Raw genomic sequence first — 17,134 nt, 5'->3', positions numbered from 1 at the left:
GCCCGCCGTGCTGACCTACTCCACCATCGCCGGCGGCCAGCCCGCCGACACGGCGGCGATGACGAATCACCTCCTGACCCAGACCCTGCCGCGCGAGGTGGCGGATCTCGCGCGGTACTACACACGGGGCATGGAGGGGGGCTCGGCCGAGGATCGCGCCGTGGCCGCCCTGGCCAAAGACGTTAGCAAAGGGCAGCTTTCGTATAGCGAAGCGATATCGGAGTTGATGCTCCGGCATGCCGATCGCGGTGCCGACCCCGACGACGAGGAGACGCGGCTCGGAAGGCGGCTTGCGGAGACGCTGGAGCGGCGCGACTTCGAGGCGGCCTATGGTCCGCCCGTGGCCGAGCCGAGGCGGGACATGCACCCCCTTGTCGCGCGCGGCCTCGGCGTCGACCCGGATCGCGGCGTGACCTGGGAGGAAATCAACGCGCTGCTGGCCGGGCGCCGCGCCGACGGGGAGGAGATCGAGGGCAAGCGCTACGCCTCGGCGCGCCAGGTCACCAATCGGCGGACGGGCGAGGTGAAGGACCTCACCCCGATCGGCTCCGTCGATTTCTGCCTCACCCCGGACAAGTCGGTCTCGGTCGCCTGGGCCTTCGCCCGGCCCGCCGAGCAAGCGTCGATCTATGCTGCGCACCGCGACGCCGCGGCAGAGGCCATGGCCGTCATCGAGGCGCGCATCGGGCAGGCCAGGAAGGGCAACGGGGGCCGGGACGGCGCGGACCCAGGCCACGTCGCCTGGATCGCCTTCGACCACTACACCTCGCGCCCAACCCTCTGGACCACCCGGCAGGAGGGCGGGCGGACCGTCACCGAGAGCGTGGCGGTCCACGTCGCTGGCGACCCCGACCTGCACACCCACTTCACTGTGCCGAACGCCGTGTTTTGCGAGAACGGCCGGGTCGGCTCGCTCGACCTCGACCGCCTCGACGGGCTGATCAAGGAGGCCGGCGCGCTCTACCAGGCGCACCTCGCCGCGAACCTCCGGCGGCTCGGCGCGGAGGTGGTGCTGGACAACCGCACCGGCATGGCTCGCCTCGCGGCAATCCCGGACGCCGTGCGCGACCACTTCTCGAAGCGCACCCTCGGCGGCGAGGAGGCGGCGCGGGCCTACGCCAAGACGCTCGGCCTCGAGTGGGATGAGCTGCCGCCCGAGCGCCGGACCGGGCTGCTGAAGGCCGGTGTGCAGGGGATGCCGGCCGGGCTCGACTTCGAGACCCGCGCGAAGCTCAAGAAGGACGACGTGGCGGACTTCGCCGACTGGCGGCGTCAGGCCGGCGAGCTCGGCTGGCAGTACGGCGGCATCGAGGGGCCCCGCCGGGAGGGACCAGCCCCGACCCGCGAGGAGCGCCTCGCGCAGGCCTACGAAGCGGCGCTGCCCTGGCTGGAGCGGGAGCTGGACCGCCGGGCGGTCGTCTCCGGGGCGGATGCCAGGACGGCCGCCACCCGCGGCCTGATCGCTGCCGGCATCGAGGAGACGGCCGACGTCGGTCGGGTGACCGCGCTCTTCCGGAGCGAGGGCGTCCGCCAGTACGGCGAGACCACGTCGCTCGTCTGGGGACAGGCCGGCGAGCGGGGCGAGGTCGGCATCACCACGGCGCTGCACGCCTCCGACGAGGCGGAGTTTGTCCGGCTGGCCCGCGCCGCGGCTGCCGACCGCTGCGGCGCCCTCCAGGCGGGAGAGATCACCGCTGCGGCCGGGCGCGCCGGCCTCGCCTTCAAGGGCGAGCACGGGGAGGCGCAGCGCCGGGCGATGCACCGCCTCGGCGAGGGTGGCCGGCTCGGCGTCGTTGTCGGCGCCGCGGGCAGCGGCAAAACCACGCTCCTGCAGCCCTTGGTGGCCGCCTGGACGGGGCAGGGGAGGGCGGTGCACGGCGTGGCGCTGGCCTGGCGGCAGGCCGACGACTTGGCGGACGCCGGCATACCGCGCGGCAACGTCCGCGCGCTCAGCGTCTTCCTGGAGGCCGCCAAGGCGGACGGGATCGTACTCGACCGACGCTCCGTGGTGGTGGTGGACGAACTCGGCCTGCTCGGGACACGCCAAGGCCTCGAGCTGCTGCGGCTGCAGGAGGCGCGCGGCTTCCGCCTCGCCATGCTCGGCGACGACCGGCAGTGCCAGGCGATCGAGGCGGGGCCGATCGTGGACCTCGTCCGCCGCGCGCTCGGGCCGGATCAGGTGCCGGAGATCCTCACGACGGTCCGGCAGCGGGTCGAGCGGGAGCGCGAGATCGCCGGCCACTGGCGCGAGGGCCGCGCGGCCGAAGCCCTCGCCATGAAGCGCGAGGACGGCACGGCCGAGCTGGTGCCCGGCGGCACCCGCGAGGCGATCGAGCGCGTCGCCGTCCTCGTCGGCCAGCGGCTGCGGGCGAACGCGGACGACCCGTCCTACACGCTCACCGTCTCGGCGCCGACCAACGCCGACGCGCACCGGCTTGGGGTCGCCATCCGCGAGGTGCGGCGGGGGCTCGGGCAGGTCGGGGAGGACCAGGTGCGGGTGGGCGCGGCCGACCGCGACGGGAACGCCTACGAGATGGCGCTCGCGCCCGGCGACCGGGTCCGGCTCTTCGCCAGCACGCGCGCGGAAGGGGAGGGGGGCAGCATCGGGCGTAACGGCTCGGTGCTGACCGTGCTCTCGGCTGACGCGAAGGGGATGCGCGTGCGGAACGCCTCCGGCCGCGAGGGTAGGGTGGCCTGGTCGACCCTCGCCGAGCGCGGCACGGGTCGGGTGCGGCTCGCCTATGGCGAGGTGATGACCACCCACACGGCGCAGGGCTCGACGGCGACCGAGCACGTCCACGCGCTGCCGGCCGGCACGAGGGCGGTGACGGGCTTCGCGGCCTATGCCTCGGGCACGCGGCACCGCCGGACCTCTTGGCTGCTGGTCTCGGCCGGGGCGGAGCACGCCGAGGTGGTGCGGCGCCGGCCACTGAACGACGTCCGGCCGGTGACGGAGGCGGACGCCTGGGCGAACGCGGCGCGCAACCTCGGCCGCCAGCCGCGGCAGGAGGGCGCGCTGGAGTTCCTCGCCCGGGCCGGCGAGGTCCGGCGCGGCGCCGCGCGGGCGCTCCGGCACGGGGTGCTGCCGGCGGAACGGCGGGCGGAGAAGGGGCTGCCGGAGACGACGCTCGGCGAGCGGCTGGCGCGGAACCGGCGCGACCGGATGGCGGCGCCGCTGGTCGAGCGGCTGACCGAGGCCGTCCGTGCCAGCGGAACATTCGTGGAGAGGCTTTCCCGCTTCGGCGCGGAGGTCACGGCGGCGGTACGGGAGCGCTTCGCACAAATGCGGGCCCCCGCTGCCAATCGCGGGCGCGACGAACGGTCCATGTCACTGGACCGGTGAGGAGCCGGCGGCGGACGCCGGCGCCGTGGTCGCTTCGCCAGGCGGCGCGGCGTCGCGCTCCACCCGCACGGCGAGGGTCGGCACGGCCGGGGGCTCGCCGGCCCGGTCCCGGAAGTGCGGGTCGCGGTACCAAACGAGCCGGTCGAGGAGCAGCAGCGCCAGCCGCCGGCGCAGCACGAGCAGCTTGTCGGCTGGCAGGCGCTGCACCTCCTGCGCCAGCATCAGCGCACGGCGCCGCACGGTTTCGCTCTCGCTCTGCCGCGACGGGCTCAGCCATCCGAAGAAGCGCGGCCGGCTCTGCGTCGTCTCCACAACCGTGTCGCTGCCGCCGCGCTGGCTCACCTCTTCCGCTTGGCGCTGGTCGAGGCCGCCGAGCGCGATCTCGGCGCCGGCGTTGGCGTAGATGTTCCGCGACCCGTCCTCGCCGAAGGCCAGCCGCGTCTGGTCCTTCGACTGCACGACGATCGCCATGCGGAGGCCCGAGGAGCGGATGAAGGCCGTCGCGTCGGCCAGCACCCGGTGCTCGCCGAGCGCCCAGAACTCGTCGAGGAGCGCCAGCACGCGGTGCCGGTGCTCCCGCTTCTCCCCGAACTCCTCCCGCGCCATGGCGTCGATCAGCTGCTGGAAGAAGATCGCGTAGATCGGCCGCATCCGGCGCAGGTCCGAGGGCTGGGCGCAGAGGTAGACAGACATCTGGCGCGACCGCAGCTCGCGCACGTCAAAGTCGCTGGCCGCCGTCGCGGCGGCGATGCGCGGCACCTCCCAGAGCGACAGCGCGGTGAGGATGGTCTGCCGCACGCCCCTTGCCTCTTCGCTCCCCTTCTCGATCCCGTCCGCCCAGCCGAGTGCCGTCTCGACGGCCGCACGCGGGTAGGGGCGGTTCTCCCGCCTGGCGTCCGCCACCAGGGTACGAAGGTGGGCGACAGCGTCGCCTCGCCGGGCGAGGCCGGCCACCGCCGCGACGGTCAGCGGCGCGCCGGGCGTCTCAGATTGGATCACTGCGAGGGCGGTGGCGACGCGGCGGCCGGCGTTGTCCCAGTAGGGGTTGTTCGCCCGCGTCTCCGGCACGAGGGCGAACATCGCCTTCTGAAGGTCGTCGGTGGCGTCCGGCGTGCCGCGGCGGACCAGGCCGAGCGGGTTCCAGCGGTGCGTGCGGCCCTCCGGGTCGCCGAAGTCGAGCACGAAGACCGCGTCGCCCTTCCGCGCCCGCTCGGCCGCCGTCCAGCGCACCAGGTCGCGCTTGACCGAGAAGGCGACGAGCGCGCCGCCCCAGTTCATCGCGTTCGGCACGACGAAGGAGACGCCCTTGCCCTCCTCGGTCGGCGCGTAGACCGCGACGTGCTGCTGGCCGGGGAGGCAGGCATAGCGGGCGAAGGGGCCACGGCCCCACCGGCCCAGCAGGATCCCGTCCGGGACCGGGCGGGGAGCAAAGACAATGCCGCTGCCCTCCGCCTCGCTCCGCGTGGCGAAGTGGGATTCGCCGTGCAGGGGGCGCTCGCCGCGGCGCCGCACGGCGACGGCCGCGGTGCCGGCCAGCAGCAGGGGCGCCAAGCCGAGGAAACCCGATAGGCCGACCGTGACCGCCGCCCACCAGTTCGCCCCGGCCTGCGGCGCGTAGAGCGTCCAGGCCGTCGCCTTCGTCCAGAGGCCGGCGGCGGCGAAGTAGGGGTGCGCCCCGAGCCCGGTGATGGCGAGGTAGGTCGCCGAGGCGACCGGCACCGCGGCGAGCGCCGCCGCGCCGAAGGCGCCGGCAAGGAGGGCGCCCTGTCGCGTCACGGCCGCACCTCCAGCACCGCGGTGACGCGGTAGGGATCGCGCGCGCAGTGCGCGACCAGGTCCACGTGCTGGCGGAGCAGGCCATGCACGGTCGCGGCCTCCAGCGCGCGGCCCTCCGGGCTCTGCCGCACCATCAGCGCCGCCGCCTCGATCGCCGCCTCGGGGTCGGCGCCGTGGATCGTGGTGACGGAGGGGTGGCCGACGACGCGTGCGCGGAGGAAGGCCCAGGCCTCGGAGCCGCGCAGCTCCTGGAAGGGCAGCCAGTCCGGCCGCAGCCGCATCGCGTCCTGGAGGCAGTCGGTTGCGGTGCGCCGCTCGCCGTCGAAGTAGAGCGGCGACCAGTTCCCGTGCGGCAGGTCCATCCACTCCGGCGTGTCCTCGATCGTCACGAGCCTGCGGTCGGGCGGAATGGCGCGGAGGAGTGCCTCGGCGAAGGTGGTCTTCGAGGAGCCGATGGCGCCGGCGACGAGGATCGTCCGTCCCGCCTCGACCGCCGCCCGCCACCAGGCGGCGCCGCGCCCCGGCACGGCGGCGAAGTAGCCGCCGGCCTCAAGCCATTCGAGGGTCGGCGTGAAGTCCTTCGCCCGGCGCCGGATGGCGAGCGTGATCGTGCCGGGCGGCGCGGCCGGCGGGCGCGCGCCCATGATGCGCTCGCCGCCCGGCAGCACCGAGGAGGCCGAGGGGCGGTCGGGCCCGACGCGCCGCGAGGTGCGCGAGGCGGCGAGCGTGAGGATGGCGTCGAGGCGCGCGAAGGTCAGCTCCGGGGCGTCGTGCCAGGTCCAGCCATGCTCGCCCTCCACGCCGAAGCGGCCGGGGCGGTTCACCACGATCTCCCGCGTCCCCGGCCGCGCCAGCGCCGCCGCGAAGGGCTCCAGCAGCCGCAGCAGCGTCGCCTCGCCGGCGAGCATCAGCGGAGCCTCAGGCGGTAGGCGTCGGAGAAGTCGACAGGCTGCGTGACGAGGACCGCGATCTCCTCGCCCTGGTTCTTCGTAACCGTGTTCGGGATGTTGATGCTGTCGCGCAGCACCGAGGCGACCGCGCCCTGCACGCCGCCGGTCTGGAGGTTCAGGTAGGTGTTGTTGTCGCCACGCGCGAGCGCGGCCTGCACGGCGCCCTGCGCGGCGCTGATCGCGCTGCCGGAGAGCATGAGGAACACCGCGCCGCCGAAGCGCTCCCAGAAGTGCCGGTCCACGGCGCCGTCCATGCCGACGCGGCCGAGCGCGTCGCCGACCGGGGCGCCGAGCGGGACGGGCACGCCCTGCGGCGTCCAACCGGTCGCCGCGAGGGAGAGGATCCGGCTCTGGCCGACGGCGACGTGGCTCTCGTAGCTGCCCTGGATGCGGGTGCCGGCCTCCATCAGCCGGACGCCGGCGGGCGAGAGCCAGTCCTGCGTGACGTGGCAGAAGAACGGGCCCGGGCGCTCGCTGCTGACCGCGGTGTCGAGCGTGCAGCGGTAGACGCCGGGCATGAGCATCAGGGTCGTGTCGAGCGGGGCGCCCGCGCGGGCGCCGGCGATCGCGGTGCCGCGGAAGGTCACAGAGGTCCCGCGCCGCGCCGCGTCGGCGTCGGTGCCGCCCGCCGCCGGACGGGGCCCGCCGCCTTCCGCGCCGGAGCGGTCGTCAGCGCGGGGAAGGGCGGTGATGGCATAGGACATCATGCGCGGCGCCCGGGGTCCGGCGGCCGCCTGCGACGGAGCCGCGGCGAGCTGGGGGGGCGGGGGCGGGGGAGGGAGCGCGAAGGCGACCGGCTCGGCGGGCGGCGTCGCCGGAGGCGGCTGCGGCGGGTCGAAGGTGACGCGGCGCCCGATGCCGCCGGCCGGCTGGGGCGGCTCTGGCGGCTCGGTTCCCGGGTGACGCCAGAAGACGAAGGCGATCAGCGCGGCGGCGCCCAGGATCGACGCCGCGTAGGTCTGCTTCTGGGTGAGCAGCCGGCGGCCTGTGGTGTCGGGAGCGCCGCGGTCCTCGGTCATCGGCGGCCCGTCCCCGCCAGCTCGCGCACGACGTCCGGGTGGGTCGTCCCGGTCGCCGGATCGCGGCCGACCGGGTCGTAGGCGCGGTTGTAGACAGCCAGGACGGCGTTGCCGGGCAGCCGAAGGCGCAGCTCGCGGTGCACGCCGGGCACGATCCACCAGATGCCTCGCAGGCCAAGTTCGCCCGCCGGGCGGGCGACCGCCTGGACCGACTGCTCGGCGCCGGAGGCGTCGACCGTGAAGACGCTTGGCACCTGGCGGTTGCCAAGGAAGCGGAAGGCGGTCCGCTGGCCGTCGTCGCAGGTCTCGTCCGGCACCAGGTCGGCCGAGCCGCGGCCCTCGAAGGTCCAGTTGCGGCAGGCGAAGTCCACCGCCAGGCGGTCCCGCGCGACCTCGGCCTCCCGGCGCGCGCGGAAGGAGGCCGCCCGCTCCGCCGCCTCGCGGCGCGCCTGCGCGGCCTCGGCCTCGCGCCGGGCGCGCTCGTCGTCGGGATAGGTGAAGGCGAGGCCATAGATGGCGCCCGGATCGTCGGCGCACTCGGCCCGACCGTCGGGGCCGCAGGTCCGCGGCAGCGGGCGGACTTCGGCGGAGAACTGGTAGACACGGTCCGCAGCCCCGTGCCGCGCGGTGACGACCTGCAGCGTCGTCCGCCCCGGCGCCACCGCCCAGAGCGGCAGGACGTTGTTCAACGGCGACTGCGCGAGGGCCGCCGCGTTCGGCGGCTCCCAGACGGTTTCGACGCCGAGGACTACGCGCTTCACCTGCTCGTCCGGCCCGAAGGTGATCACAGTGGCTCGCCCGACCGTGCCCACGAGGAGGGTGCGGCCGGCCGGGTTGTAGGCCAGCGTCCGCATGTGCGGCTCGGCAGGGTCCACGGGCCGCGGCTCGTCGAGCGCGGCAGCGGGGGAGGGAAGCGCGAGGGCCGCGGCGAGCGCCGCCGCGAGTGGGGCGTGCCGCATCATCGCCCGGTGTCCGGCTCGATGCTGTAGGTCACGACCTGCATCCCGGCCGTGTTCCAGTCGCGGTCCTCGGCGAGCTGCGGCAGCTCGGGGCGCCACCGGAAGTTCACCATCGCCGTCATCGGGGTGCGCGTCGTCACGCCCGGGCCGCCGGCGCCGACGCGCGTCTCCACGCGGGTGAACTGCACCCTCCAGGTCTGCGTGGCACCCTCGGAGGGGTACTTGAAGTAGCGGAAGCCCTCCGTCGTGCGGACGCCGTTGCGGCCGAGCGTGGCGAGCGGGCTCTCCGGGTTCGACCGCGCGACGCTCGCCCGGAACCGCTCCTGCATCGGCTCGGTCAGCAGGATGGCGCAGCGGTGCAGGTCGCGCTGGAGCGTCGTCGGGTTCGGCGTCGGCGCGTAGCCGTCGCAGGCCTCGACGAAGCGGCGGAGGTACTGCCGTGCGGTGTGGTCGGTGAAGGCGCGCGGCGCGTCGCGCGCGGCGAGCGTCGGGCTCACCTCGCCGGTGTCGCGGTCGAGCAGGGCGAAGTCGAGCCGCGCCGGCTCGGCGCGCAGGACTACGGTCGCCGCGACGCCGACGTCGGCGAGGCCGAGGAGCGCGCCGAAGGTGCCGGCGATCCAGCCGGCGCGGCGGAAAGCGAGGCTGGTGCGGCGCACCTCGTCGGCGCGCGCTGCGGCATCCGCGAGGAATTGCTGGGCGGCCTCGGGGCTCAGCGGCTCGGCGGGCCACACGCCGGGCTTGAGGCGCAGGGGGGCGTTCATCGCAGGGCAGCCCTCCCCGCCGGCGGAACCGCGTCCGGCCAGCGGTCCGGGTTCAGCCGGAAGACCGGCCCGGAGGGCTCGGCGAGGCGCCGGGCCCCGTCGGAGCAGCCAGCGCCCAGCGTGGCGAGGGCCATGGCGAGGAGCAGGAGGCGGCGCGGCACGGCGGCGATGCTCCTATCGGTTGGACATGGACGGCCCAACCGGGCCGGAGGACGGCCGAGGCAGGGCGAGCGGGATCGGCGCGGGGGCGACGGGCGCGGGCGACAGGGGCTCGCCGTTCTGCACGAGCGCCTGCCACATTAAGCGGCCGGTGACGTAGACAACGAGGGCCACCTTCAGCCAGCCGGCGACCCAGCCGGTCATGGCCGCGATCATCGCGTCCACGCCGGCGACCAGCGGGATCGCCACCAGGTCGTAGAGTTGGCTGAAGACGTCCCAACCGTTCACGAACGCGGCCTCCGCGCCTCAGCTTCTGCGGCGCGCGCGGCGTCGCAATAGAAGCGCGTCTGCTGCTGTGGGGTCAGCCGGCCACAGTGGGCGAGCTGCTGCGCCCGTTCCATGGGCCGGGTCGCCCAGTAGCGGGGGCTTGTCGGTGAGGTGAGGTCGCCCTGGTTCCGGCGCGCCTCTGCCTCCGCCTGGCGCGTCCGCTCCGCGTCGGGCGTCGCCGCCGGCGCCTCCGGTCGCATCCCGGCCCGGGCGCGTGCCTCGCGCTCGGCAACCACGATCCGGGCCTGGTCGGCGTTCACGCAGTCTGGGCTGCCGCGCAGCCGGCCCGGATCGTCGCGGCAGGCGCGCGTAACGGCGTCCAGGGCCCAAGGGTTGGCGGCGTACCAGGAGACGGTCCGCTGTTCCCTCGGCGGCAGCGTCTGCGTCACCCCGAGGGCGGCGCTCAGCACCAGGAAGGCGAGCGTCCACAGCAGCAGTCCGAGCCCCCCGAGCAGATCCGGGTCGAGCAGCCGCGGTGCCCGGCACCGCGGCAAGGAGCGCCAGTGCCGGATCACCGCCACCACCCCCGGCCGCGCGCCTCCTCGAGGATCTCGTCGATGCTCTGCTGGAGCCGCTCCTCGCGCTGCTGCTCCCGTACCTGGGTCTGCGCGATGAGGTAGGTCTGGATGTTCTGCGCCTGGACCTGCTGGTTCTGGATGTAGGCCTGCTCGACGCCGAGCCTTGCGATCAGGGCCTCGCGTTCGGAGGGGTCCGGCGCGCCGTCGATCCGGCCCTGCAGTTCCGCGAGGCCCGTGACCCGCTCCGCCGCCGACTGGTAGAGCTGGAGCGCGAGCGCCTGCGCGCCGGCGAGCCCGCCGCCGTTGGCGACGATCTGGCGCGTGGTCCAGGTGTCGTCGCGCGGCGCATAGACCGTGTTGCCGCGCACCGTGCCGGTGTAGAGGCCCGACAGCGAGTTCAGCATGCCCCCCGCACCGCCCGTGCCGTTCATCAGGCTCTGCGCCGCGTAGGGGTTGATCGGCAGCGGGTTGCGGATGCCCATCATGCTCAGCGCGGAGACGGCGCTGCCGAGGTCGGTCACCCGCGTGATGGCTTGGTAGGTCATCACGAGCTGCTGGTACTGCTGCTGCATCTGCTGCAGCTGCCGGATCATGTCGCCGGCCTGCTGCGCCCAGGCCAGGTTGTCCGTCAGTTCCTGCCGGCACGTCGGACACACCACGGTCCACTGCGCGTGGACTTGCGCGGGCGCAACGGCGAGGACGGCGAGCGCGGCGACCGCCGCCAGGGTGGGGACGCGCGTCATGCCGGGACCTCCTCCTCCGCGGCGGCGCGGCGCCGCCGGAACTCGTGCTCGAGCCGGCGCGGGTCGGCCCGCACCTCCTCCGGGAGCGCTTCGTAGGCGCGCAGCGCCGCCTCGCTCGCCGACAGCGCGGCGAGCTGCGGCAGCCCGCGCAGGCGCAGCTCAGCGATGAGGCTCTCGCGCCCCTTGCAGACGAGGAACTGGCCGGAGCCCTTCCCGAGCGCCCGCAGCGCGGCGAACTCGCCCGGCGTGCGCTTCAGCCGCCCCACGTAGTCCGCCTCCGAGGCGCGCGGGTTCGGCAGGTGGATCTGATTCGGGCACTGCTCCAGCAGCTCGGCCGCGATCGGGCTGTTGGCGGCGTCCGACGGCGACTGCGTGATGAACACGACGACGCCGTTCTTGGAGCGGATGGTGCGGAGCTGCGCCGCGATCGGCCGGTAGAAGGCCGGATCCTCCAGCACCCGCCAGCCCTCGTCCACCGGCAGCAGCAGGCGCCGCCGGCCGTCGAGGTGCAGGCCGATGCGGTGGAAGAGATAGAGCAGCGTCGGCGCCGCCGCTCGGCCATTCTTGAGCACGTCGGTGGCGTCGAGGCCGACCGTGCCGCCCGAGAGGTCAAGCGCGTCGCGCGGCGCGTCCAGCACCCAACCGAGCTCTCCGCCCCAGCACCACTTCAGGAGCCGCGCCCCGGCGCCGTCCACGTCCACGTCGGGCGCTAGGAAGGCGGCGACCTCGGCGAGCCGGCGATCCTCCGACGGGTTCTCCATCACGGTGCGGATGCCGAGCGACAGCAGCCGCTCCTCCTCCGGCGTCAGGTCGCGCCAGCCGCCCTGGACGATGCAGCCGCGCAGGAGTTCGAGCAGGAAGTCGAGGTTCGCCGGGGTGGGCTCCAGCCCCTTGAGCGGTGCAAACATCGGGTTGCCGCCGCCCATGACCGCGTAGGGCGCGCCCAGGTGCCCGAAGAGCACCTGCCAGCCCTGCTTGTGGTCGAGGCCGACCACGTCGGCCCGACCGGCCGTGCAGGCGATGAGCGCGCCGACGAGGGTCGTCTTGCCCGAGCCCGTCTCGCCGGTGATGAGGGTGTTGCCGACCGCGTCGTCGCCTTCCCCGTCGTGCCAGTGGAAGGGGTAGGCGGTGCCGGCCGTGGTGCGGAGGGTGATGATCGGCGCGCCCCAGCGCGAGACCGGGACGCCCCGCGCCGGGCCGTGCAGCGGCGCCATGGCGGCCAGGTTGCGGCTGGAGAGCGCGCCCGGCCGGGCGCGCAGGCGGTGGTTGCCCGCGAGCTGCGAGAGCCAGGCCGCCATCAGCGCCCTGTTCTCGCGCGCGATCGCCGCGCCGCAGTTGGCGAGCGTCTTCCAGGCAGCGTTCACCACGTCGTCGAGCGGGTTCCGGCCCGGCCCGCCCGTGGCGTCGTCGAGCGCCGCCTCGACGCGGGCCGCGGCGACGGAGCCGAGGCCGGCGCCCTGGAGCGCCGCGGCGAAGCGCCGGTACCACGGCAGCGCGCCGCCCGCGCGGTCCGAGAAGACGGCGAGCGAGACGCTGTGCGCCCCCATCGCCATCCGGCCGGAGGCGACGCGGTCCGCGGCCTCGTCGAGCTCCGCGATCTGGCTCCGCGCCTTGTCGCCGGCCCAGACCATCTTGTTCTGCTGGCGCGTCAGCAGGCCGATGCCGCCGGAGGTGGCATGGCGCTCGAAGTGGTGGAGGAGCGTGCCGCAGAACGGGGCGCGCTCGACGGCGGCGAGCATCCCCGGGTAGGTGGCGGCCGGGTAGCCCTTGAAGGTGAGGATCGCGACGAACCGGGTGTAGCCGGGGCCGCGCAGCTCCACGGTCTCGTAGTGGAACGCCACCTCCTCGGCGAACATCGCCTCGGCGAGCCGTCCCGTGGTGAGCGGGACGGGCCGCCACACGCCGGTGGCGGCGAAGGCGAGCGCCTCGCCGATCTCGCTGAAGACACCCTTGCCGCGCTCCGCGAGGCCGAGCTGCCGCGGGCCGTAGTCGTCCAGCTCGGACGCGAGCCAGTCGCAGACGCGCTCGAGCTGGCGGGCGCGGTCGATGGCGCGCTCCCCGGCGGTGTCCGCGCCGCGCTTGCGCGCCTTGCGCCGCGCCCACCACTCTGCGCCGCCGCCGGCCGCGGGGCGCAGGTGCAGCCCGATGAAGAGCCGGTTTTCGTAGAGCAGGCCGTCCAGCAGCCGCTCGCGGTAACCTGCCCCGAAGGCGCGCGCGAAGGGGGTGAGGTGCGGATCCGGCTCCGGCACGGCTGCCGGGTCCGCGAGGCTCCGGCAAAGGTAGACCGAGATCACCATCCGGTCCCCGGCGGGAACGCCCATGAGGGTGCCGTTCAGGCGGTCGACCCGCTCCAGCAGGTCGGCGTCGCCCGCGGTGTCCGCAGACGGCAGGCCGTCAAGCGTGAGCATCGCGTAGGCGCCGTCGTCGGAGAGGCGCAGCACGCGGTCGGTGAGGTGCCCCTCGATCGGGACGTGCTCGCCGAGCGTCGGAACGCTGGGGGTGAAGCGGCTAGACACCGGACACCAGGTCCTTCGCACGCCGCGGCGCGTGGTCCGGCATGGCGCGGAGCACGCCCCCGATCGTCTGGCCGCGCGTGACGTACCACATGCGCAGCTCGTGGAAGAAATGCGGGTTGCGGTTCGTCAGCGCGACCATGGGCAGGTGCCAGACGAGGAAGGTCGCCCACCAGATCGGGCTGCCGAGCACCATGCCGAGCAGCCATGTGCCGAAGAGGTTCAGGTAGTAGCCCTCCATCGGCACGCCCCACCGCATCGCCGGGCGCGTCGCGGCGAGGAACAGCGTGTCGCGTCCGGCGGCGGGGGACATGCTCAGCTGCCGATGAAGGTGTTGACGAAGTAGGCGCCGGTGAACGCGGCGGCGCCGAAGAACATCGCCACGAAGCCGGCCGAGGGCGGCGCCATGCGCGCCGCCGCGGCGAGGAAGGCGATGACGACGCAGGCGATGATGAAGGCGATCCCGAAGGGACCGACGAGGAATGTCGCGAGCGAGGTCAGCGCGCGCGTCAAGACGTCTCCGCCACCCATGGGCGATCTCCTACCGGCCGGTCACGAGGTCCCGCCCTGGTCGGCCGCGACCCAGGTCGGGGATAGGGGGAGGGGGGACCGGCGCCATCTCGGCGTCGGGCGTCTCGCCTGCAGCGAGCGCTGCGGCGTGGCTGCCGACGCGGCGCGCGACCGCGGCTGCGTAGCCGGGAGCGCCGCCGACGCGACCGCTGTTGTAGAGCTGGAAGGCGGCGTCCCGGAGGTTACCGGCCAAATGCGCCGCACCCGCACGCATGTTCTCGCAGGGGTCCAGCGCCGTCTCGACGGTGAGGCCGTGGCGGCGCCAATTGGCGCGGTGCGTGATCTGGAACCAGCCGAGCCCGAGCGTGCGGCCCGCCGCGTCGCGCGCGGCGGCGACCGCCACAGCCTCGGCGCGCGTCGCCGGGAACAGGCTCTCGCCTGTTGCCTCGTCGCGGATGGCGAAGGGACGGAAGCCGGATTCCCGCTCGGCGACGGCCGCGAGCTCGGGGAGCAGGCGCCGGTGCTCGTCGGGCAGGCAGCGGGGATCGCGCGCGACGCAGGCGAACAGGGCCAAGCCGGCGAGCGCCGCGCAGCCGGTCACCGCGCACCGCCGGCGCGGCGCGCGAAGCTACTCGGGCGGGACCTCGGGCACGTCCATGCCCTCGGGCGGCTGGCTCGCGTCCGCCTTGACGTGCTTCGTGATGGCGCTGCGGGGGAGGACGGAGCGCAGCCGCGCGAGGCGTGGGCAGTCCTCCTCGTAGAGCGAGACGGGCAGCTTGAAGGACATGTCGTCGCGCAGGTACCGCAGCAGCCGGTCGAGGTCGCGCCAGCCGCGCACGCCGGGGCCGCGGAAGAGCTCGATGGCGACGTAGCCGCGGCGCCAGGAGGGCAGGAGGTAGGGCACGTGGTCGACGCCGCCGTCGGGGTCGCGACGCGCGACCACCACGACGGCCTCGATGCGGCCGCCGCGCAGCAGACCCTCGCGTAGATCCGCCTCGCCGAGTGTGTCGCCCACGCCCCGAACGTCCCTCCCGTTCGGGGCTGCAGGCTAGCGATTTCGGCGGTTTGCGCGAGATGGCGCGGGCCGGGCTGGCCGGAATCGCCGCGGTTGCAGAGTATCGAATTTTGCACTGCGGTCGGACCCCCGTGGCGCGGCGAGGGGGGATGCTACCGACGGCAGCGACCTAAATACAATCTGCAATCTGGGCGTGTAGACGTTCGAAATCCAGTTTTCAACGTCACTCTAGTGTGAGGAACAAAACCGGACTCGTAAGAATGGTCAGAAAACGAGACCGGAGTCATCCCCTGTGTCTGAGCGCGCCAGTCGCCAGCGGCGGCGTCAGTCCCACTCCGACGTTCCGCCTCGCTGGTGCCGACACGTCCGCGTTATCGAGCGGGACAGGCCAGAAGCATTCGGTCGCGCCGTCTTCACGCAGCGCAAGAAACACCACGCGGGTCACCTCGCCGCCCTCGCCCGTCTCGACGGCGAGGCGGAACATCAGCCCCTCGGCGGCCCCAAGGTCCCCGAGCGCCAGCGCCATCTGCTGCGCCTCGCTCTCCTGCTGCCTCAGCGTGCGCTTCGTCGGCTCCTCCGCGTCGCCGCGGAAAAAGCGCACGGGCGCGCCGTCGATCAGGAACACGAAGTGATGCGTCGCGTCGAGCACGCCGAGCCAGCGATAACGCCCGCCCTCGGCAGCCTGGCGCAGGCGGTTGCGCGAAAAAGAGTAGGCGCGGCAGCCGATGGACCAGGCGTCGTCGCCCGCCCACGGGTCGGCCATGGCAACGGCATCCGACCGCCCTCGCGCGAGCAGGCGGGCGCAGGCCGACAGCCGGTCCTCCGTCAGCGCGGGATGCAGATCCCACGGCAACCGGCGTCCCGCGTCGGCCGAGACCCCGTCAGAGCTCCCGCTCGCATCGCTCATGCATCGCTAGTATCCGCCCGCGTCGTCGCGCGGCCAAGCCTTGAGCGTCTCCCCCGTCGCTGACGGGGGCCGCGCCCTACTCGCGGCCGCTGGCCGCTCCCGGAGCCGCCTTCGCCGTCTCCGCCCTGCCGGGTTGCGGTCGCTGACGCGGCGGATGCCGATGCGGCGTCCGCGCTCCGGCCGCGGACGCGGCCCAGACCAGGGGGACCACGGGCTCCGCCCAAGGTCCCCCTCGGCATGCCGGCTACAGCACGGCAGCACGCCTCGCTCGCATGGCCCTTCGGGCCACGCTCCCTCAGCGCGCGGCCGCGCCCGCCCGCATGCCCACCCCTCCTTCCCCGGTCTCGGCGACGCCAGGGAAGCAGCGGGGCTGCTTCCCGCTGCGCAGGAAGAAGGGAAAGCGCGACATGACACGCACCACGACCACACCAGCGAGCGCCACGGTCCATGTGAAGCTCAACTGCCTCCACCCCGCGCCCGAGAACGTGCGGCGCACCGGGGCAGGGGAGGGGCTCGACGAGCTGGCCGCCTCCATCGAGGCGCACGGCCTGCTGCAGAACCTCAACGTGCGGCGGGAGGTCGGGCCGAGGGGCGCGCCGACCGGGCGCTACTTCGTGGTCGCCGGCGGGCGGCGGCTCGCGGCGCTACGGCGGCTGGCCGAGGCGGGCCGGATCGGGCGCACGGCGCGCATCCCCTGCCGCGCGGTGGAGGACGAGGACGCCACCGAGGCGAGCCTTGCGGAGAACGTCGTGCGGGTCGCCATGCACCCGGCCGACCAGTTCGACGCCTTCGCCCGGCTGCACACGGAGGGAGCGGACGCGGAGCGCATTGCGCGGCGCTTCGGCGTCTCGGTCCTGACCGTGCGGCAGCGCCTGCGGCTCGCGGCGGTGGCGCCCTCGATCATGGACGCCTACCGGGCCGGCGCGCTGACGCTCGACGCGGTGACCGCCTTCGCGGTGACCGACGACCACGAGGCGCAGGAGTGCGTCTGGCGGCAGACCTCCGGGCACGGACATCCCGCCACGATCCGGCGGTTGCTCACGGAGGGCCGCGTGGCGCTCACCGACCGGCGCGTGCGGCTGGTCGGGCTCGCGGCCTACGAAGCGGCCGGGGGAGCCGTGGATCGCGACCTGTTCGACGTGGAGGGGGGCGGCGGGTGGATCGCGGACCCCGGGCTCCTGGACCGGCTGGTCGACGCGAAACTGACGGAGGCGGCCGAGGCGGTGCGGGCCGAGGGCTGGCGGTGGGTGGAGGTCACCCGCGACGTCCCGCACGACCGGCTCTGGCGCATGCGCCGGCTGCGGCCCGAGGCCGTGCCGCTGACCGAGGACGAGGAGGCGCGGCGGGAAGCACTGGCGGAGGAGTACGACGCCATCGTCGCGGAGGGTGGCGACGAGCAGGAGGGCGAGGCAGGGGAGCGCCTCGCGGCGATCGAGGCCGAGTTGGCCGCCCTTGAGGCGGGCGAGATGCTGTGGACGGCCGAGGCGCTCGCGGTAGCGGGGGCGGTGGTGTCGCTCGACGGGTGGGGCGAGGGGGTGCGGGTGGAGCGCGGCCTCGTGCGCGACGAGGACGCCATGCCCGACGAGCCGGCGGACGACGACGAGGGCGGCGAGCCGGGCCACGAGGAGGCGGGG

The 17,134-nt window shown here is 74.4% G+C and carries 17 protein-coding genes; 2 read left to right on the top strand and 15 right to left on the bottom strand.

The genetic code is table 11. The annotated features are described in order from the left end of the window. Positions 1-7: 7 nt before the first annotated feature. Positions 8-3,343 carry a MobF family relaxase gene (mobF, locus tag JJI54_RS30340; protein WP_203077170.1) on the top strand — a complete coding sequence of 1,112 codons (3,336 nt, stop codon included), beginning with the start codon at positions 8-10 and terminating at the stop codon, positions 3,341-3,343. Here the strand turns inward: mobF and JJI54_RS30335 are convergent. The 15 genes from JJI54_RS30335 to JJI54_RS30265 all read right to left on the bottom strand — a co-directional run bounded on the left by JJI54_RS30335 (position 3,329) and on the right by JJI54_RS30265 (position 15,500). Continuing rightward, positions 3,329-5,119, bottom strand: coding sequence for a type IV secretory system conjugative DNA transfer family protein (locus JJI54_RS30335; RefSeq protein WP_203077169.1), 1,791 nt, complete (start codon positions 5,117-5,119; stop codon positions 3,329-3,331). The two genes, mobF and JJI54_RS30335, sit on opposite strands and share 15 nt — an antisense overlap. Next, positions 5,116-6,027, bottom strand: a complete 912-nt coding sequence (locus tag JJI54_RS30330; RefSeq protein WP_203077168.1) for an ATPase, T2SS/T4P/T4SS family — start codon at positions 6,025-6,027, stop codon at positions 5,116-5,118. Before JJI54_RS30330 ends, JJI54_RS30335 begins: the two co-directional genes overlap by 4 nt. Further along, the gene (locus tag JJI54_RS30325; protein WP_203077167.1) at positions 6,027-7,088 is read right to left on the bottom strand and encodes a TrbI/VirB10 family protein; all 1,062 of its coding nucleotides are present in this window, start codon (positions 7,086-7,088) and stop codon (positions 6,027-6,029) included. Before JJI54_RS30325 ends, JJI54_RS30330 begins: the two co-directional genes overlap by 1 nt. Then, positions 7,085-8,050 (bottom strand): TrbG/VirB9 family P-type conjugative transfer protein, encoded by a 966-nt coding sequence (locus JJI54_RS30320; RefSeq protein WP_203077166.1) that lies wholly within the window; start codon positions 8,048-8,050, stop codon positions 7,085-7,087. Before JJI54_RS30320 ends, JJI54_RS30325 begins: the two co-directional genes overlap by 4 nt. Beyond that, entirely contained in the window at positions 8,047-8,808 is a 762-nt protein-coding gene (locus JJI54_RS30315) for a type IV secretion system protein (protein ID WP_203077165.1), read from the bottom strand. Before JJI54_RS30315 ends, JJI54_RS30320 begins: the two co-directional genes overlap by 4 nt. Next, complete coding sequence (locus JJI54_RS30310; RefSeq protein WP_203077164.1) at positions 8,805-8,969, bottom strand: hypothetical protein; 165 nt, start codon at positions 8,967-8,969, stop codon at positions 8,805-8,807. The genes JJI54_RS30315 and JJI54_RS30310 overlap by 4 nt, the downstream gene beginning before the upstream one ends. Before the next feature lie 13 nt (positions 8,970-8,982). Continuing rightward, positions 8,983-9,255, bottom strand: a complete 273-nt coding sequence (locus JJI54_RS30305) for a hypothetical protein (protein ID WP_203077163.1) — start codon at positions 9,253-9,255, stop codon at positions 8,983-8,985. Beyond that, positions 9,252-9,818: an EexN family lipoprotein gene (locus tag JJI54_RS30300; protein ID WP_203077162.1), complete on the bottom strand. Its 567-nt coding sequence runs from the start codon at positions 9,816-9,818 to the stop codon at positions 9,252-9,254. Before JJI54_RS30300 ends, JJI54_RS30305 begins: the two co-directional genes overlap by 4 nt. Further along, positions 9,806-10,555 (bottom strand): type IV secretion system protein, encoded by a 750-nt coding sequence (locus JJI54_RS30295; RefSeq protein ID WP_203077161.1) that lies wholly within the window; start codon positions 10,553-10,555, stop codon positions 9,806-9,808. The genes JJI54_RS30300 and JJI54_RS30295 overlap by 13 nt, the downstream gene beginning before the upstream one ends. Further along, positions 10,552-13,071 carry a VirB4 family type IV secretion/conjugal transfer ATPase gene (locus JJI54_RS30290; protein ID WP_203077160.1) on the bottom strand — a complete coding sequence of 840 codons (2,520 nt, stop codon included), beginning with the start codon at positions 13,069-13,071 and terminating at the stop codon, positions 10,552-10,554. Before JJI54_RS30290 ends, JJI54_RS30295 begins: the two co-directional genes overlap by 4 nt. Further along, the gene (locus tag JJI54_RS30285; RefSeq protein WP_203077159.1) at positions 13,064-13,381 is read right to left on the bottom strand and encodes a VirB3 family type IV secretion system protein; all 318 of its coding nucleotides are present in this window, start codon (positions 13,379-13,381) and stop codon (positions 13,064-13,066) included. The genes JJI54_RS30290 and JJI54_RS30285 overlap by 8 nt, the downstream gene beginning before the upstream one ends. Before the next feature lie 2 nt (positions 13,382-13,383). Further along, positions 13,384-13,599 carry a hypothetical protein gene (locus tag JJI54_RS30280; protein WP_203077158.1) on the bottom strand — a complete coding sequence of 72 codons (216 nt, stop codon included), beginning with the start codon at positions 13,597-13,599 and terminating at the stop codon, positions 13,384-13,386. A gap of 10 nt (positions 13,600-13,609) precedes the next feature. Beyond that, positions 13,610-14,179 carry a transglycosylase SLT domain-containing protein gene (locus JJI54_RS30275; RefSeq protein WP_203077157.1) on the bottom strand — a complete coding sequence of 190 codons (570 nt, stop codon included), beginning with the start codon at positions 14,177-14,179 and terminating at the stop codon, positions 13,610-13,612. Between the two features lie 27 nt (positions 14,180-14,206). Continuing rightward, complete coding sequence (locus JJI54_RS30270; RefSeq protein ID WP_203077156.1) at positions 14,207-14,521, bottom strand: hypothetical protein; 315 nt, start codon at positions 14,519-14,521, stop codon at positions 14,207-14,209. Positions 14,522-14,876: 355 nt separating this feature from the next. Further along, positions 14,877-15,500, bottom strand: coding sequence for a hypothetical protein (locus JJI54_RS30265; RefSeq protein WP_203077155.1), 624 nt, complete (start codon positions 15,498-15,500; stop codon positions 14,877-14,879). A 407-nt stretch (positions 15,501-15,907) separates the two neighbouring features. Between JJI54_RS30265 and JJI54_RS30260 the strand changes: the two genes are divergently transcribed. After that, positions 15,908-17,134: ParB/RepB/Spo0J family partition protein (locus JJI54_RS30260; protein ID WP_203077154.1), on the top strand; the 1,227-nt coding region annotated here is incomplete at its 3' end.

Origin of the sequence: Falsiroseomonas ponticola, from assembly GCF_016805305.1 — a bacterium.
Classification (GTDB): Bacteria; Pseudomonadota; Alphaproteobacteria; order Acetobacterales; family Acetobacteraceae; genus Falsiroseomonas; species Falsiroseomonas ponticola.
Note: the sequence above shows the minus strand (reverse complement) of the source record. Positions and strands in the feature narration are given on the sequence as shown.

Bases quoted from the DNA above. Each gene is read 5' to 3' on its own strand.
- JJI54_RS30330 (WP_203077168.1), bottom strand. From the start codon at position 6,027: ATGCTCGCCGGCGAGGCGACGCTGCTGCGGCTGCTGGAGCCCTTCGCG.
- JJI54_RS30325 (WP_203077167.1), bottom strand. From the start codon at position 7,088: ATGACCGAGGACCGCGGCGCTCCCGACACCACAGGCCGCCGGCTGCTC.
- JJI54_RS30320 (WP_203077166.1), bottom strand. From the start codon at position 8,050: ATGATGCGGCACGCCCCACTCGCGGCGGCGCTCGCCGCGGCCCTCGCG.
- JJI54_RS30315 (WP_203077165.1), bottom strand. From the start codon at position 8,808: ATGAACGCCCCCCTGCGCCTCAAGCCCGGCGTGTGGCCCGCCGAGCCG.
- JJI54_RS30295 (WP_203077161.1), bottom strand. From the start codon at position 10,555: ATGACGCGCGTCCCCACCCTGGCGGCGGTCGCCGCGCTCGCCGTCCTC.
- JJI54_RS30285 (WP_203077159.1), bottom strand. From the start codon at position 13,381: ATGTCCCCCGCCGCCGGACGCGACACGCTGTTCCTCGCCGCGACGCGC.
- JJI54_RS30280 (WP_203077158.1), bottom strand. From the start codon at position 13,599: ATGGGTGGCGGAGACGTCTTGACGCGCGCGCTGACCTCGCTCGCGACA.
- JJI54_RS30265 (WP_203077155.1), bottom strand. From the start codon at position 15,500: ATGAGCGATGCGAGCGGGAGCTCTGACGGGGTCTCGGCCGACGCGGGA.